Source organism: Mesorhizobium sp. M0618 (assembly GCF_040320765.1).
In the GTDB taxonomy this organism is placed as follows: domain Bacteria; phylum Pseudomonadota; class Alphaproteobacteria; order Rhizobiales; family Rhizobiaceae; genus Mesorhizobium.
In genome coordinates, this window is the sequence record NZ_JAMYQH010000008.1 from 90,622 (window position 1) to 106,836 (window position 16,215).

12 protein-coding genes are annotated in these 16,215 nt (G+C 64.9%); 8 read left to right on the forward strand and 4 right to left on the reverse strand.

The genetic code is table 11. The features are described from left to right. Window positions 1-29 precede the first annotated feature (29 nt). The 5 genes from ubiB (at window position 30) to coaBC (ending at window position 3,807) form a co-directional block, all read left to right on the forward strand. Window positions 30-1,604, forward strand: coding sequence for a 2-polyprenylphenol 6-hydroxylase (ubiB, locus tag NKJ04_RS11215; RefSeq protein ID WP_023812568.1), 1,575 nt, complete (start codon window positions 30-32; stop codon window positions 1,602-1,604). A gap of 74 nt (window positions 1,605-1,678) precedes the next feature. Continuing rightward, window positions 1,679-1,888, forward strand: coding sequence for a FitA-like ribbon-helix-helix domain-containing protein (locus NKJ04_RS33660; protein ID WP_502897900.1), 210 nt, complete (start codon window positions 1,679-1,681; stop codon window positions 1,886-1,888). Window positions 1,889-1,890: 2 nt separating this feature from the next. Next, window positions 1,891-2,145: a FitA-like ribbon-helix-helix domain-containing protein gene (locus tag NKJ04_RS11220; RefSeq protein ID WP_352674915.1), complete on the forward strand. Its 255-nt coding sequence runs from the start codon at window positions 1,891-1,893 to the stop codon at window positions 2,143-2,145. Window positions 2,146-2,147: 2 nt separating this feature from the next. Continuing rightward, complete coding sequence (locus tag NKJ04_RS11225) at window positions 2,148-2,549, forward strand: type II toxin-antitoxin system VapC family toxin (RefSeq protein ID WP_127270488.1); 402 nt, start codon at window positions 2,148-2,150, stop codon at window positions 2,547-2,549. Between the two features lie 25 nt (window positions 2,550-2,574). Then, complete coding sequence (coaBC, locus tag NKJ04_RS11230; RefSeq protein WP_352554979.1) at window positions 2,575-3,807, forward strand: bifunctional phosphopantothenoylcysteine decarboxylase/phosphopantothenate--cysteine ligase CoaBC; 1,233 nt, start codon at window positions 2,575-2,577, stop codon at window positions 3,805-3,807. Between the two features lie 84 nt (window positions 3,808-3,891). Here coaBC and NKJ04_RS11235 read toward each other — a convergent pair whose 3' ends face one another. Both NKJ04_RS11235 and NKJ04_RS11240 read right to left on the reverse strand, forming a co-directional pair. Beyond that, window positions 3,892-4,470: an invasion associated locus B family protein gene (locus NKJ04_RS11235; RefSeq protein ID WP_023812564.1), complete on the reverse strand. Its 579-nt coding sequence runs from the start codon at window positions 4,468-4,470 to the stop codon at window positions 3,892-3,894. A gap of 35 nt (window positions 4,471-4,505) precedes the next feature. Further along, complete coding sequence (locus NKJ04_RS11240; protein WP_352674918.1) at window positions 4,506-12,233, reverse strand: autotransporter outer membrane beta-barrel domain-containing protein; 7,728 nt, start codon at window positions 12,231-12,233, stop codon at window positions 4,506-4,508. On the opposite strand from NKJ04_RS11240, the gene NKJ04_RS11245 reads away from it, so the two are divergent. The 3 genes from NKJ04_RS11245 to NKJ04_RS11255 all read left to right on the forward strand — a co-directional run bounded on the left by NKJ04_RS11245 (window position 12,213) and on the right by NKJ04_RS11255 (window position 14,178). After that, entirely contained in the window at window positions 12,213-12,608 is a 396-nt protein-coding gene (locus tag NKJ04_RS11245; RefSeq protein ID WP_352674919.1) for a hypothetical protein, read from the forward strand. The genes NKJ04_RS11240 and NKJ04_RS11245 overlap by 21 nt on opposite strands. Window positions 12,609-13,244: 636 nt before the next feature. Further along, window positions 13,245-13,553, forward strand: a complete 309-nt coding sequence (locus tag NKJ04_RS11250) for a hypothetical protein (protein ID WP_127270866.1) — start codon at window positions 13,245-13,247, stop codon at window positions 13,551-13,553. A gap of 148 nt (window positions 13,554-13,701) precedes the next feature. Further along, entirely contained in the window at window positions 13,702-14,178 is a 477-nt protein-coding gene (locus tag NKJ04_RS11255; protein WP_352554944.1) for an NUDIX hydrolase, read from the forward strand. 4 nt (window positions 14,179-14,182) lie between these two features. Here the strand turns inward: NKJ04_RS11255 and NKJ04_RS11260 are convergent, their stop codons facing one another. Further along, window positions 14,183-15,034: a citryl-CoA lyase gene (locus NKJ04_RS11260; protein ID WP_352554945.1), complete on the reverse strand. Its 852-nt coding sequence runs from the start codon at window positions 15,032-15,034 to the stop codon at window positions 14,183-14,185. Further along, entirely contained in the window at window positions 15,031-16,215 is a 1,185-nt protein-coding gene (locus NKJ04_RS11265) for a CaiB/BaiF CoA transferase family protein (protein ID WP_352554946.1), read from the reverse strand. The genes NKJ04_RS11260 and NKJ04_RS11265 overlap by 4 nt, the downstream gene beginning before the upstream one ends.

Below are 16,215 nucleotides of genomic sequence, written 5' to 3' on the forward strand. Positions count from 1 at the left end.
TTCAAAGAGCCGGCAGGATCGGCGCTGCCATGAGCAATGTCAGTGCAGGATTCCGGCTCGTAAGGGCCGGCTGGGTGCTGGTCCGCGAGGGTGTCGTCGCCGCTCTGCCGGGTGAGGAACTGTCCGGCCTGCCGAAGTTCGGATGGCGGATGGCGCGGCTGCTCACCCGCCGCCGCGCGCTGGCCTATGAGCGCAGCGACCGGCTGGCCAAGGCGGTCGTCCGGCTCGGTCCATCTTATGTAAAGCTCGGCCAGTTCCTGGCGACGCGGCCCGACGTCGTCGGCAACGACATGGCGCTCGATCTCGCCACGTTGCAGGACAAGATGCACACCTTCCCCCGGGCCGAGGCCATCGCGGCGGTCGAGGCTTCGCTCGGGCGCAAGATCGGCGCCCTCTATACGCAATTCGGCGACCCGGTCGCCGCCGCCTCCATCGCCCAGGTCCATGCCGCCGACGCTCTCCATGACGGCATTGCCACCAAGGTGGCGGTCAAGGTGATCCGGCCCGGCGTGCGCCGCCGTTTCTTCCAGGATCTCGAAAGCTATTTCCTCGCCGCTCGCCTGCAGGAGAAATACATCCCCTCGTCACGCCGGCTGCGGCCGGTCGAGGTCACCCAGACGCTGGCACAGACCACCAAGATCGAGATGGATCTTCGCCTCGAGGCGGCGGCTCTCTCGGAGCTCGGCGAAAGCACCAGGGACGACCCCGGCTTTCGCGTGCCGTCCGTCGACTGGGAGCGCACCGGCCGCGACGTCTTGACCATGGAGTGGGTCGACGGCGTCAAGATGAACGACATTGCCGGCCTGGAAGCCGCCGGCCACGATTTGAAGGCGATCGCAGCCAACCTCATCCAGTCGTTCCTGCGCCACACCCTGCGCGACGGCTTCTTCCATGCCGACATGCATCCGGGCAATTTGTTCGTCGAGGCAAACGGCACCATCGTTGCCGTCGATCTCGGCATTGCCGGCAGGCTCGGCAAGAAGGAGCGCCGCTTCCTCGCCGAAATTCTCTACGGCTTCATCACGCGCGACTATCTGCGTGTCGCCGAGGTCCATTTCGAGGCCGGCTATGTGCCGCGCCAGCACAATGTCGCAGCCTTCGCGCAGGCGATCCGGGCGATCGGCGAGCCGATCCATGGCCAGCCGGCCGAGACCATCTCGATGGCCAAGCTTCTGACGCTGCTGTTCGAGGTCACCGAACTCTTCGACATGGCGACGCGGCCCGAATTGATCCTGTTGCAGAAGACCATGGTGGTGGTCGAGGGCGTGGCGCGCACGCTCGACCCGGCCTTCAACATGTGGAAGACGGCCGAGCCGGTGGTCGGCGACTGGATATCAGGCAATCTTGGGCCGCGTGGCATGATGATCGATGCGCGTGACGGCGCCAGGGCGCTGCTCACGCTGGCCCGCCAGATTCCCGAGCTTGCGGCGCGCACCGACCGGCTGTCGCGCGAGATCGACCTGATGGCCGAGCACGGCCTGCGCTTCGACGAGACCACCGCCGACGCCATCGGCAAGGCCGAGGCGCGCTACAGCCGCTCCGGCCGCTGGGCACTCTGGGTAATTGCGCTGACGCTGGTCTACATCGCCTGGAAGCTCATCTGAGTGCAGGCAATGACAGCAATGCTGTCATTGCAGTCGGAAATCGAGATCGCTATATTCTCCGTAGGAGTGTGCATATGGCGAGGATTACCGTCCGCAATCTGGAAGACCATGTCATGCGGCGGCTACGCGAGCGCGGCGCCGCGCGGGGCGTTTCCATGGAGCAGGAAGCGCGGGACGTGCTCGCCGCATCCGTTGGGCTGCCGACCACAAAAGGTTTCGACCGAACCGGTTTGGCATCTGGGGAAAGACCCAAGGATCAATCAATCGCAGGAATGCAGGAATAGCCATGGGCACCCTGACGATCCGCAATCTCGACGAGGATTTGAAGCAAAGGCTGCGCGAGCAGGCCGCCAGACATGGCGTGTCAATGGAGCAGGAGGCAAGAACCCTGTTGTTGAAGGATGTAGCGGCAGTCAACAAGCACGACGACGATGTCGTCACGGCAGAGGAAATCCTCGAATTCGGTCGACGATTGCGAAAAGTGGACTTCGACCAGAAAAGACTAACGGATGAGCTCTGGTCCTTCATCGAGGAGGGCTGACTGTGGTGATCGACACCTCCGCGATTTTGGCCATCCTCAAACAGGAGCCTGATGCACCGGTGATAGCCCAGCGCCTCGCCGGAAATCAGCTGATGTTTATGAGCGCCGCGACCCTGATGGAATGTGGCACGGTCGTCGTCGGACGTTATGGGGCGGCAGGCACAGCTGAGTTGAGAGGCCTTCTAGAAAGACTGAAAGTCACGATCGTCGCTCTCACTGCCGAACATGCACAGGCCGGCATTGAAGCCTATGCCCTCTATGGCCGCGGCACTGGCCATCCCGCCAAACTCAACATGGGCGACTGTTTTTCCTACGCCCTCGCCAGGACGCGAAACCTGCCGCTGCTTTTCAAGGGCAATGATTTCATCCATACCGATATCGAACCGGCGCTGAAGCCGGCATGACATTGGACAGGAACTGGTCTCCGGCATGAGCCTCTCCGGCAAGCGCATTCTGCTCATCATCGGCGGTGGCATAGCTGCCTACAAGGCGCTGGATTTGATCCGCCGGCTGCGCGAGCGCGGAGCCGGCGTTCGGGTGGTCATGACATCGGCCGCGCAGGAATTCATCACCACGCTGTCGGCCGGCGCGCTCTCCGCCGACCATGTCTTTACCGAGTTGTTCGACCGCAATGACGAGCACGATGTCGGCCACATCAGGCTGTCGCGCGAGGCCGATCTGCTGGTGGTGGCGCCCGCCACCGCCGACCTGATGGCCAAGCTCGCAAACGGCCACGCCAACGATCTGGCCTCTACCGTGCTCATCGCCACGGACAAGCCGGTGTTGATGGCGCCGGCCATGAACCCCAGAATGTGGGCGCATCCGGCCACCCGCCGCAACCGCGCGACGCTGCAGAAGGACCGCGTCACCTTCGTCGGTCCGGCCAGGGGCGAGATGGCCGAAAGCAATGAAGCCGGCGAAGGCCGCATGGCCGAGCCGCTGGAGATCGTCGCCGCGATCGAGGCACTGCTCGACGTCGGCCCGAAGTCGCTGTCGGGGCGCAAGATCATCGTCACCTCCGGCCCGACGCATGAGCCGATCGACCCGGTGCGCTACATCGCCAACCGTTCGTCCGGCAAGCAGGGCCATGCCATAGCGGCAGCGCTGGCCAGGCTCGGCGCCGATGTGCACCTCGTCTCCGGCCCTGTCGGCATTGCCGATCCGGCTGGCGTGAAGACCATCCATGTCGAACGTGCGCAAGAGATGCGGGACGCGGTGGAACAGCTCCTGCCCGCAGACGCGGCGGTGTTCGTCGCCGCCGTGGCCGACTGGCGAACCGAGAATTCAGCCGGTGAGAAGATCAAGAAGGTCGCCGGCGAAGGGCCGCCGGTGCTGCGCATGGTCGAGAATCCCGACATTCTCGCCGGCGTCGGCCATCACAGCCAGCGACCCGGCCTGGTTATCGGCTTCGCCGCCGAGACGCAGGATCTCCTGCGCAACGCCGAGGCCAAACTCAAGAAAAAAGGCGCCGATCTCATCGTCGCCAACGACGTGTCGCAGGGAAGCGGCGTCGGTTCTTCGGGCGTGATGGGCGGCGATCGCAACCGGGTGCGGATCGTGTCAAAGGCTGGCGTCGAGGAATGGCCGGAGATGAGCAAGGATGATGTGGCGGCGCGGCTCGCCGCCCTGATCGCCGAAAGGCTTAAAACGATCGTCGTTTGAGCTGAAAGACGTTCTGCTGCAGTGACGCACCGCCCTGCCGCGAGATGGCATTCAGGCGGCGCGCTTTAAGTCCTGCGGCCTACATCAATTGGTCAAAAGCTCGGCGGTCCGGGCAAGCGCGCCGGCGAAGCCGTTGAGCGGAATGGAGAAGCTCACCGCTTGTCCGGTGTCTGCCGCGAAAGCGTCGATCTTCAGTGTGGTGCCTGATTTCAGCAGTGGCGTGACAGTCGCATCGAACACCACCGGCACCAGACAGCCGACGACCTGGCAGGTGTTGAACGCCAGGCTGCCGTCCAGCTTCTGATCGTCGATGGTCAGGCTGACCCCCTTGGCCAGCGCCAGGCCGAACGGCAACGCAAGCGTGCCCGTGGCATCCTCGCCGGTCTTGCTCGACAGCTCGATCGCCAGCAGCCGCTGATTGCTTTGCTTGTTGAATTGCTGATGCGACAGGCTGCAGGTCTTGGCCGTGCCCGATATCTGGCAATTGACCGTCCAGTCGCCGTGGGTTTCAGACAGTGCCGACGCGCCGCCGGGCAACTGCGGCGCATCCGCGGCAGCGGGTGCCGCGACCGCCTTGTCGCTCTTGGTTTGTGCCGCCACGGCCGCCACGCCGACGGTGCAGGCAACACCCAGCATCGCCACGAAATGCGCGTACTTCCTCATCAAGATCCCTCCCGCCCGGCTCCGCCTCGGGCCAGCTAGAAACTGACCTTGAGAGACGCGCTGATCGCGTTCTGTTTAACCGTTTCGCCGAAGGCGCCATTATATCTGACGGACATGCCGACGCCATTGACGCCATTCAGCTCAAGGCCGGCGCCGACCCGATAGAGCGGCGAATCGACGGCCTCCGTCAAGTGCAATGCGGGGCTGCCAGGCAGATTCTCCGCCGCCGCGAAGCGACCTTCGATTTCCCACTCCTTGTCGGAAAACTCCACGCCAGCCTTGCCATAGACGCGAAGGCTGGCAATGTCGCTGAGTGCAAGGTCGGTACCGATCTCGAAAGCCGGCGTCGCCGAATAATACATGTTGGCGCTGCCGTCGAAGTTGAAGGCGGCAACCGAGCCCGCTTCCTTGCCGGAAACACGCAGCCAGCGCGCGTCGAACTGCAGGGTCGGCTGCAGGTAGAAAGCACCCATCTCCTGCGTTATGCCGAGCCGCGCCGAACCGCCGAACTGGGCGGTTTTCTGTGTGTAGGTGACACTGTTGCCGATGCCAGGCAGCAATGCCTCCGGCAGATAATCGCCGATCAGCGTTTCGCCCGGAATGAAGGCCACCTGATCGAGATGCGTATCGCGCTCGCCCTTGAAGGAGCCGGTGCCGCCGCCGAGTGCAAAGTCGATGAAATAGTTCTTGTCGGCATATTTCGCCAGCGCGTACGCCTGCCAGGATTCGCCTGTCGTCGCCGACAGAAGCTCGCCGTTGAAATCGATCTTCGAGTCGAATTCGGTCCGGCCTATGGTTGCGCCAAGCGACCAGTGCTGACTGACCTCGCCAAGGCCGCCAAGCGACATCGTCTTCAACACGTCGTCGCGGCTTGTGGTTCCGGCCCCCGCGTCGCGGCTGTACTCGGCTTGCGGACTGATCGACGCCCAGACACAGCGTCCGTCGGGATCCTTGTAGGCGGGAACGCCGGTGCATTCGCGCGCCGCCTCCAGCATGATGTCCGTGGAGCGGTTGATCATCTCGAATGTGTGCACGGCATAGTGCGGCGTCAGCCGCGTCATGGCCGCGCCGAGCTCCATTTCATCGGGCAGGAAGCGCAGCATGTTGATCAACAGCGCCATCGGATTGTCTGGGCTCGATGAAGCCTCGACATCGTCGAGATACTGCGCCATCTGGAAGACGCCGGGATCGGTCGTGCCGGAGTTAGGATCCTGTGCCAACTCCAGGAAAGTCGGATTGTCGGCATAGAGAACCAGATCCGTTCCGCCGACCACCTTGGTCAGGAAATTGAAGCCGACCGCCGGATGCAGCGTCGTCGGCGTGATGCCGGAATCGGTCATCGCCGATCCGGTGGCCAGCACATACTCGGCGAACAATTTGTCGATCGACAGGAAGTTCAACGGCGCCTCGCCATCGAAGTCACCAGCCACCGTTAGTGCAAGGGCATCCGTGATCTGGTTGTTGAGATCGACGTCGGTGACGAAGTCGCCGGAGAATATCTGGGTGAAGCCGCCGGTGACATCCACTTTGGCCACGACGCCGATGCCCTGGTTCGTAAACAGCCCGTCATTGGTGAACTTGCCGCCGCCGAGATCGATGGTCTTGAGGCCGACCATCGAGGCGTCGGCGATATTGTGGAAGCTGTTCGTGCCGCCGCCGAGATCCATGTTGCCGATCACCCGTCCGAGCGTGTCGGCAATCTTCGAATTCTCCACATGGTCATCGCCCGATGTGCCGGTGATAGCCAGTGGACTGAAATCGTCCAGAAGCGATTCCAGGATCGCATTCGTCGGCACGACGGGACCGGGAGCCAACAGGAAGGCCTGAAATGCCTGGAATTGCGATGCCTGGATGGTGAAGCTCGGCGTTGCGCCCATCGCATAGAGCAGGCTGTGATTGATCAGATTGTTGTCGGCACCGCCGACAAGCATCGCCGCCACGCCGGTTCCGGCACCGCCAATCGTGTACTGGCCATTCAGGTTGATGGTGATGTTGCCCTTGGCGCCCTTGGCCGTGCTCTCGCCATAGACAGCCACTGAATCGGCACCTTGCGCGAAGAGGCTGTCGCCTGCCGTCAAATCGACCGCATGGGCATTGCCGGCGCCAGTGGCGCTCTGGCCGAACATCGCATACGAACTTGCGCCCTTGACCCAGACTTGGCTGTCCGTGCTTGCGGCCGACGCCGCGGCGTCGCCGATACCGCCTTGCGAGCCGGCCGCCGACTGGCCCATGGCCAGCGAATCCATGCCGCCGGCGCCACCGCCACCGCCCACCGCCTGGGCAACGATGCCGTGGCCACGGTCGCCATCGGTCTCAATGGCGCCGGACTGGATGATGGTCACCTTGCCGCCGGTGCCCTTGGTGCCGCCAGGCGTGTTGAAGCCGATGGCGTTTGGCCCGCCGCCGTCGTCGTCAGCGCCAAAGCGGCCGAAACCGGCACCACCGATGCCGCCGCCGCCACCGACCGACTGCGCGATGATAGCGATGGAATCCTTGCCCGTCGTCGTGATCGTGCCGGTGCGGATGACGGTAACATCCCCGCCATCGCCGCCATTGCCGCCGAGACCGCCAATGGCCAACGCATTCGAGCTCTTGCCCTTGGCGTCGCCGCCATAGCCGCCACCGCCGCCGACCGATTGCGCGACCACGCCGTGCGCGCGCTCGCCATGGGTGATGATGGTGCCGGAAACCGTGACATCGACCTTGCCACCATTGCCGCCATTGCCGCCAAAGCCGCCAAGCTGCAGCGCGACCGAATCATCTCCCGCCGTGTCGGCCGATACCACGCCGCCATAACCGCCGCCGCCGCCGACGGACTGGGCGAAGATGCCGAGCGCCCCATCCTTCCAGGTTTCGATGATGCCGTCATTGTTGACCGTGACATGGCCGCCATTGGAGCCGTCGCCGCTCGGCAGAGAAATCGCGCCGCCGATCGTCATGTCGGCCTCCGAAGCGTTGGCCGCGGCACCCGAAGCACCGCCGCCACCGCCTACCGATTGCGCGAAAATGCCGTGCGAAAGATAGCCGAGCGTGGTGATCTTGCCATGATTGTCGACGATTACGTCGCCACCGCTGCTGCCCCCACCGCCCAGCCCGCCAATCGCCAGCGTCACCGACGTTTCCGCGCTGCCTGTCTCGGTCGAGCCGGCGCCGGCCGCGCCACCGCCACCGCCCACCGATTGCGCGAAGATGCCGTGCGAATTGTCGCCCTTGGTCAGGATCTCGCCCGACCCGAAATTGGTTACATGAACGGTTTCGCCGCTCTTGCCGCCGGTGCCGCCGGCGCCGCCGAGGCTCAAGGTTATGGCCACATTGGAGTCCTTGGCCGAGGTGCCCGAAGCGCCGCCGACGCCGCCGCTGCCGCCGATCGACTGCGCCAGTATGCCGTGCGAATAGGCCTTTTCGGTCTGGATCCAGCCGCTGTTTTCGACATTGACCTTGCCGCCATTACCGCCAACGTTGCCGGACCCGCCCAGTGACAGGTTGACACTGACTTCCGATTCATCGGTATGACCGGTGCTTTCGCCGGCGCCACCGGCGCCACCGCCTCCGCCCACCGACTGTGCGAAGATGCCGATGGAACGCTCCTGCTGGGTCCAGATGCCGGCCGTGGCGAGATTGAAGACGTCGACCTGGAAAGCGCTGCCACCGCCGCCGCCTGCCCCGCCAAGCGCGCCACCGATCGCATATTTACCCAATACGCCCGATGTCGCCGAGCCGCCGACACCACCACCGCCGCCGATCGAGTTGGCGCTGATACCATACGAATCGGCGCCATCGGTCACGATCAGGCTCCGGTTGGTTACAGAGACCGTGCCGCCATTGCCGGCGCCACCCGCGGCGAGGCCGATCGCCGCGCCGATCCCGACGGACGTCTCGCCTTCGCTGCCTCCGCCAACGATCTCCTCGTCGGTCGAAGCCGCGCCGCCGCCGCCACCGCCGCCGCCGACCGACATCGCCAGGATACCGATGGAGTTGAAGCCCTGCGTCCAGATTACTCCGGAATTGTCGACATGCACACCTGCGCCGATGACGTTGTTGCCGTCATCCAGGCGGAACAACGCCGCATCGTTGCCGGAGCCGCCCGAACCGCCAATGCCGACATTGACGGTGACACTCGTCTCGCTGGTGCCACCAAGATGGAACGCCTTGGCGTTGCTCGATCCGCCCATGCCGCCGCCGCCGCCCAGCGATTGCGCGACGATGCCCGAGGAGAAATCGCCCTTGGTCGTCAAATTACCGGTGTTGATCACGTCGACCGCGCCGGAGATATTGCCGGTGCCGCCCCCGCCTCCGACGGTCACATTGGCCGCAACGTTGACGCCTTGGCCGCCGCCCAGATCGGCGGTCGCACCGTTGGTCGAGCCGCCATTGCCGCCGCCGCCGCCGATCGACTGCGCAAGGATCGCCGCGCTCATGTCGCCATCCGTCTGCACCGCCATGGCATTGTGGACGAGCACATCGTCGCTGACATTGCCGTCGCCGCCGCCGCCGCCGATGCTCACCGTGGCGTTGACGCTGACATTGACGCCATAGCCGCCAGCCGCAGCCCAGGAATCGCCGCCATTGCCGCCGCTGCCGGCAACCGACTGGGCAAGAATGCCGCCAGCTTGGTAACCCTTGGTGACGATGCTGCCGCCGCCGCTGAGGCCGGTATCGACGATCACCAGGTCGCTGCGGCCACCGTCGCCGCCCCAGCCGCCGACAGTAACGCCGAGGCTGACATTGACGCCGTTGCTGACCGAGCCGGCCATCGTGGCCGCACGGCCGCCATTGCCGCCGCCGCCGCCAATCGACTGTGCCACGATGCCGCCCGAACCGACCGCGTCGGTGTCGGCGATGATGTTGCCATCCGCCCTGACCGTAACCTTGCCGCCAGGGCCGCCATCGCCGCCCTCGCCTCCAACCGAAACGCCGACCGCTGCCGATGCGTAGAAACCCGCGCTGAAGGCTCCGGAATAGGCATTGCCGCCATTGCCGCCGCTGCCGCCGACCGATTGCGCCAGGATGGCTTTGGCGCCCGCGCCTGCGACATGGATGTCACCCTTGTGCGTGACGGTGACCTGATCGCTCAGGTTCGCGTCGCCGCCGCCGCCGCCGATCGCGACGCCAGCCGCACCGAAGACACCGACCGCGACCGCGCCGGCGCTGCCGCCATTGCCGCCGCCGCCGCCGACCGATTGCGCCAGGACGCCGTGCGCGAGCGCGCCCTTGGTGATTATGTTTGCGGTGTTCTTGACCTCGACCTGGCCACCCGCCCCGCCAGCGCCGCCCTGGCCACCGACAGCGACAGCGGCAAAGGCGCCACCGGCGCCCGCCAGGCCTCCATCACCACCTGAACCACCGACCGACTGCGCGAAGATGCCGATCGAAAGGTCCCTGTCAGTGGTGATCCTGCCCGTATTTTCGACATAGACTTTCTGGCTGCCGCCGCCGGAACTGCCGTTGCCGCCAATCGAGAAGGAAGGCCCGCCAACCGTCACCGCAAAGCCACCGGAGCCACCGCCGCCGCCGACCGACTGCGCCATGATTCCGTGCGACTGGACGCCTTCGGTCTGCACGATGGCGCCGTTGATGACATCGACGGTCTTGCCGCCGCCACCGCCGGCGCCCTTGCCACCGATCCCGATGCCGAGGCCCAGGTTCAGCCCTGCAGAACCGCCGCCCGTGCCGCCGCCACCGCCGATGGATTGTGCGACAATGCCCGTCGAGCGATCGCCGATCGTATGGATCAAGCCGCCGCCAATTGTGGCCCTGACCGTCTCGGCCTCGCCGGCCGCTCCGCCTTTGCCGCCGATGCCGATGGTCGCAGCGATAGCGCCATTGAACGAAAAGCCGCCATTGCCGCCGCCGCCGCCGATCGATTGAACGATCAGGCCAGCGGAGTCGGCGCCGTGGGTTGTGATATTCGTGGTGGTGGAGTTGTAGGCGACCTTGCCCGCGGCGCCGCCGCCGGCGCCACTGCCGCCGATGCCGACGGTCAGGCCAAGGCCGACACCGATGACGCCGCCGCCATTGCCGCCGCCGCCGCCGATCGATTGCACGATGATACCGGCCGACCTTTCCTTGACGGTTTCGACCGAACCATTATAGGTCGCATCGACTGCCTTGCCCGCGCCTGCCGCGCCGCCGCCACCACCGATGCCCAGATTGGCGATCGCGCCAAACGTGCCGACGAAGCCGCCATTGCCGCCACCGCCGCCGAGGGATTGCACCACCAGGCCGATCGAGTCGGTGCCGTGCGTAGTGATCGATTGCTGTCCGCCATTGGCGGTGCGGAAGAACACGTCGCCGCCATCGCCGCCGCCGCTGCCCTTACCGCCGATTCCAACGCTTGCTCCGAAGAGGGCGCCTTCCACGACAAAGCCGCCATTGCCGCCGCCGCCGCCAAGCGATTGGACGACGATGCCTCCCGACCGGTCCTGCAGGGTTTCGACCGAGCCGCCGGTGGTGACGTCGACTTTCCTGGCGAATCCGCCTGAGCCAGCCGAACCGCCGACGCCGACAGCCACGAGACCCGCGCCACCGAGAGCGAAGCCGCCATTGCCGCCGCCGCCGCCCACCGACTGGGCGAGGATGCCGATGGAATCGGTGCCGCGCGTCGTGACCTTGGCGTTTGCGATGTTGTAGGTGACCTCGTCTCCGTTGCCGGCCGCGCTGCCGCTGCCGCCGACCGAAACGGACACGATGCCGCCAAGCGCAAAGGCGCCCCCGCCATTGCCGCCGCCGCCTCCCACAGACTGTGCGAGGATGCCAATGGCCGAACGACCGTTGGTGTCGACCGTCGGACCGGTCGCGGCCTGGTTGACGTTGACGGCTCCGGCATTGCCGCCGGTTCCGCCGCCGCCGCCGATCGCGACAGCGACTGCCGGGGCGACCGACAGGGCAAAGCCGCCATTGCCGCCACCACCACCGACCGACTGAGCCAGAACGCCATGCGCGCCATCGCCGCTGCCGTCAGCGCCGGTTGTTATCATCCCGCCGACATTGGCGGTGACGGTACTGCCTTTGCCGCCGCCGCCGGCCGAGCCGCCGATCGACACGATGCCGGCTGCCCCGCCGCCATCACCGCCGCCGCCGCCGACCGATTCGACCAGCATGCCAATAGCGCCGAGACCGTTGGTGGTGATGGTCCCGGTGTTGCTACCGGTTGCATTGGCGCCATCATTGCCCGCGCCGCCGGTGCCACCGCCGCCGAACAGGCCGAAGGCGTCGCCGCCGCCGCCACCGCCGCCGCCGACCGATTGCACGGCCATGCCGCTGGCGAAATCGCCATGCGTGATGATGCTGCCCGAGTTGCTGCCCGTAGCATTTCCGCCCAAAGTTGCGCCGCCGCCATTGCCGCCGCCGCTGACCACGCCGACGCCATCAGCGCCATTGCCACCCACACCGCCTGCCGATCGTACCAGCATGCCGTAGGAGGCGAATCCCGATGTTTCCACCTTGCCGGCGTTGCTTGCCGATGCGGTGCCCCCCGAGGCGCCATCGCCACCATCACCGGCATCGACGCCAAGACTGACGATGTTGTCCCCGCCCTGACCGCCATTGCCGCCGCTGGCGTTGGAAAAGATGCCGTAGGAGAAGTCGCCCGTCGTCGTGATGTCGCTGGTGCCAGACGCAACGGCGTTGGCGCTGCCGCCGGTGTTGCCGCTTCCGGCGTCACCGCCGAGGTTCACGATCGCGGGAAGCGCGCCGCCGCCGCTGCCGCCATCCCCGCCGACCGCCGAAGCAACGAAGCCGTGATGGCCAGTGCCTGTGGTCAAAATCGTAGCGTTGTTGAGAATATCGACGGATCCGCCAACAGCGCCATTGCCGCCCTCACCGCCATTGGTTTCGAAGGGCGTTCCAGCCAGGCCCTCGCCGCCATCACCGCCATCGCCGCCATTCGCCGTACCGACGAATCCAGATGCGTTGACGTTTATCTGCGGAGCGTTGTTTACGGCTCCAGGGGTCGCATTTGTAATCGATCCGCCGGGATCGCCATTATCGCCATCTGCGTCAAAACCACCAGGTCCCCTATCCGGAGCATCCGGGCCGTTCTTGTCTATGACGAACTGAGCATGCGCCGCCGGTATCGGCGGAAAACCCACCACCGCGGTGGCGCCGAGGAGGACTATCAACCGTCCGGCAATCACTGACCGGTGACGGTGAGCCGAGCCCGACGCTTCTGGCACTCGTGGCGCCGGCCCCAGTTTGAACAAAGTCCACGTTTGCGCCGCACGGAGCGCACAAGGCGAGATGATGTCAAGCAGCGCTTGGCCAAGCGCTGCTTGCTGGGATACCTCTGCCAAGTAGGTATCGGCAGCGTCGATATCGGAACCCGAAACCGCGAATGCGTGTTTGATGGCAAAGCCACCACGCTTTGGAAACAAAGCCATGCACCTACCCCCCGTTTAACGGGGCGCGCCTCAATGCCTGGTTGAGTCCGACGCCGCCGCTATGCTCTGCTCATGCAATTGCAATAAGGATGCCGGCACTGTGCAATAAGGTTCAATGCATTAAAACAGAGCATCCGCATTCCCACTTGCGGAGCTCTGACTCAATTAGAATACATTAACTTATGCCGGATGAAACCGAAAATTTACGTGGGAACACTGACTAAAGCCGCTGGCGTTTCATAGTCGTCATATGACGACTATCTGCGGTTCGCGGCTGGAATCGCAGAACAAAGCGATTGGACTGCCCGATTTCGTGATGCTCGACCCGCTGGCCATGGCATCGCCGCGCAAACGTCCTATATCAGTGGGCAGAGTTTTTTGCGCGGGAATGAGCGAATGTCGGCACTTCGGCCATCAACGATCTTCACAGTGGCAATGCTGGCCACGGCAGTGCTGGCGGGCGTTTGCCTGCCGGCTTCCGCACAAGCGCTCAATTCCGCTACCGGCAACAATGCGCTGATCCGGCAGAACGACCTGCAAATCCTGCAAAACAGGATACAGCGGCAGCAATATCAGCAGCAACAGCAGCAGTACCGCGCCCAGGACCGCCAGATCGTTCAGCAACCGCCCCCGGTCGTGCAGCAGCTCAAGCCAAGCTGCCAGACCCAGATAATCGGCACCACCGCCGTGAGCAATTGCCGCTGACAACAAGGCCTTTTTCATTTATTTAGCCGACTTAGGTATTTCGAGTGTCTTTCGGCATATGCGAAAGTTTTGGCGGCACATGCGAAAGTTTTGGTTTTGCAACGACGCCTTGTCGCGCTATGCGGCATTGCATCGACTGGATTGACGAATGGCAGCCACCAAGAAGAAAGCCGTACGCAAGGCAAAAAAGGGCGAAAGAATCCGCCAGGTGGCGGCTATTCCCTTTCGGCTGATCGCGCGCGGCGACATCGAGGTCATGCTGGTTACGTCGCGCACCACCAGGCGCTTCATCGTACCCAAGGGCTGGCCGATGAAGGGCAAGAGCGGGCGCAAGGCGGCCACCATCGAGGCGCAGGAGGAAGCCGGCGTACTCGGCAAGACGCTGAAGGAGCCGGCAGGCACCTATTCCTACTGGAAGCGGCTGGCCAATCGCTTTGTCCGCGTCGACGTCATCGTCTATCTGCTCGAGGTAACGGAGGAACTGGCCGATTGGCAGGAAGCCAAACGACGCCAGCGGGCCTGGCTGGCACCAGCCGATGCGGCCATGCTCATCGACGAGCCGGATCTTTCAACGTTGGTGAAGACGCTGAAGCTTCCCCAGCCTATGCAGGTGGACAAGGCGTAAAGCCTCACTCGCCGGGGTCATCGCTTTCGGGAAACGGCCGCACCGGCGTGCCGGTATAGGCCCACAGCCACTCGCGCGGCAGCGGCCCCTTGTTTCGCTCGGCCTGCTGCGACTGCTCCCAAGCATGCGCCAGGATGCCGACCGAGCGCGACAGCACGAAAAGCCCTCGCGTCAGCGGCGGCGGAAAACCGAGTTCGCCATAGATGACGGCGGTGGCGCCATCGATGTTGAGCGGTATTTTTTTCCCCTTGCGGCGTTCGACGTCAGCCTCGATCGCAGCGGCGATGTCGGCGAAACGTCCATTGACGGCACCGCGTGCGGCGAATTCGCGGATCAGTTCCAGCAAGCGCGGCGCGCGCGGGTCGACGGGATGGAAGCGATGTCCGAGCCCCGGCACATAGCCCTTCTCCTCGGCGAAGAACCGGTCGAGCCGCGCCGAGACCGCCTCATTCAGCGTCATCCCGGCATCGATCGCCACGGCAATGTCACCATAGAAGGAAAGCGCCTGCTCGCCGGCGCCTCCATGCACGTCGCCGAGAACGTTGATGGCCGAGGCCATGGCGCTGTTGATACCGACGCCGCAGGTTGCAGCCATGCGCGCGATGGCGATCGATGGCGCCTGCGGTCCGTGGTCGACGGCGGCACCGAGCGCAATGCCGAGCAGCGCGGCCTGATCCTCGCTGGGCAGTTCGCCGCGCAGCATCAGCCAGATGACAGCCGGGAAGCTGACGCGGCCGATCAGATCCTGGATCTCGTAGCCGCGCAGCCGGATGACACCAGGCCGCATCTCGATGATGTCGGTCTGCCACCATTCCTCGCCGCGCTCACGGCCTGTCTTCTTCTCCGTGCCGCTCATGCGCTTGCCTTTGTCTTGGCGCGCGGTGGCAGGTCGGCGAACACCTCGCCCATATGTTCGCCGAGCGCCGGCGGCGGCTTTGTCGGCAAGGGCGCCTCGCCATCGACCATGAAGCCGCCGCGCAGAACGGTCAGCGGCCTGTCCATACCAGCCACATCGTCGAAATTCGCGGTCACCTGGCGTTCGAGGACTTGCGGCTCGGCCAGCACTTGCGGGATCGTCAGCACCCTGCCGGCAGGCACGCCGGCGCGATTGAGCATCTCTTCCCAGGCCGCAGCCGGCGCGCCCGCCAGGGCGTGCTCGATCTCGACTTTAAGCGCCGCACGGTTGCGCTTGCGCGTCTCGCGCTCGGCAAAGCGGGCATCCAAGGCCAGTTCCGGCCGGCCGATCAGCCGGCACAGCGTCACGAACTGTTCCTGCTTGTTGGCGGCGATATTGATGAGCCCGTCGCCGGTGCGAAACGCACCGGAGGGTGCCGCCGTCATGTTCTCATTGCCCATCGGCTTGGGGTCGATGCCTGCGGTCAGATAGTTGGAAACCGGCCAGCCAAGCGCGGAAAGTGTGCATTCGAGCATCGAGACGTCGAGAAAGGCACCCTCGCCGCTCGTCTTCTGCCGCACCAGCGCCGAGGTAATGGCGAACGCGCCGACCAGCCCGCCAAGCGTGTCGGCCACGGGATAGCCGACCCGCAGCGGCGCCGTCTCCGGTGTGCCGGTGATGCTCATGATCCCCGACAGGCCCTGGATGATCTGGTCATAGGCGGGATTGTCGCGCATCGGCCCGGTCTGGCCGAAACCCGATATCGCGCAATAGACGAGGCCGGGACGGACCGCCTTCAGCGCCCCGTAGCCAAGGCCGAGCCGATCCATCACGCCCGGGCGGAAATTCTCCACCAGGGCGTCGGCGCTGGCCACCAGATCGAAAAAGCGCTCGCGATCGGCTTGCTTCTTGAGGTCGAGCACCACCGACCGTTTGCCGGCGTTCTGCGCCAGGAACGATGCGCCCATGCCGGCGCTGTTCAGCTTTGGCGAGCCGCCGAGCTGGCGGGCCAGGTCGCCGCCTTGCGGCGCCTCGACCTTGATCACGTCGGCGCCGAGCAGCGCCAGCTGATAGGCGCAGTAGGGACCGGCCAGCACATTGGTCAGGTCGAGGACGCGGATACCGGAAAGCAGTTCTGTCAT

Excerpts from the sequence above, each read along its gene's own strand:
- ubiB (WP_023812568.1), top strand. The coding sequence starts at position 30 with ATGAGCAATGTCAGTGCAGGATTCCGGCTCGTAAGGGCCGGCTGGGTG.
- NKJ04_RS33660 (WP_502897900.1), top strand. The coding sequence starts at position 1,679 with ATGGCGAGGATTACCGTCCGCAATCTGGAAGACCATGTCATGCGGCGG.
- NKJ04_RS11220 (WP_352674915.1), top strand. The coding sequence starts at position 1,891 with ATGGGCACCCTGACGATCCGCAATCTCGACGAGGATTTGAAGCAAAGG.
- coaBC (WP_352554979.1), top strand. The coding sequence starts at position 2,575 with ATGAGCCTCTCCGGCAAGCGCATTCTGCTCATCATCGGCGGTGGCATA.
- NKJ04_RS11235 (WP_023812564.1), bottom strand. The coding sequence starts at position 4,470 with ATGAGGAAGTACGCGCATTTCGTGGCGATGCTGGGTGTTGCCTGCACC.
- NKJ04_RS11245 (WP_352674919.1), top strand. The coding sequence starts at position 12,213 with ATGGCCAGTGCCTGTGGTCAAAATCGTAGCGTTGTTGAGAATATCGAC.
- NKJ04_RS11250 (WP_127270866.1), top strand. The coding sequence starts at position 13,245 with ATGTCGGCACTTCGGCCATCAACGATCTTCACAGTGGCAATGCTGGCC.
- NKJ04_RS11255 (WP_352554944.1), top strand. The coding sequence starts at position 13,702 with ATGGCAGCCACCAAGAAGAAAGCCGTACGCAAGGCAAAAAAGGGCGAA.
- NKJ04_RS11260 (WP_352554945.1), bottom strand. The coding sequence starts at position 15,034 with ATGAGCGGCACGGAGAAGAAGACAGGCCGTGAGCGCGGCGAGGAATGG.
- NKJ04_RS11265 (WP_352554946.1), bottom strand. The coding sequence starts at position 16,215 with ATGACAGAACTGCTTTCCGGTATCCGCGTCCTCGACCTGACCAATGTG.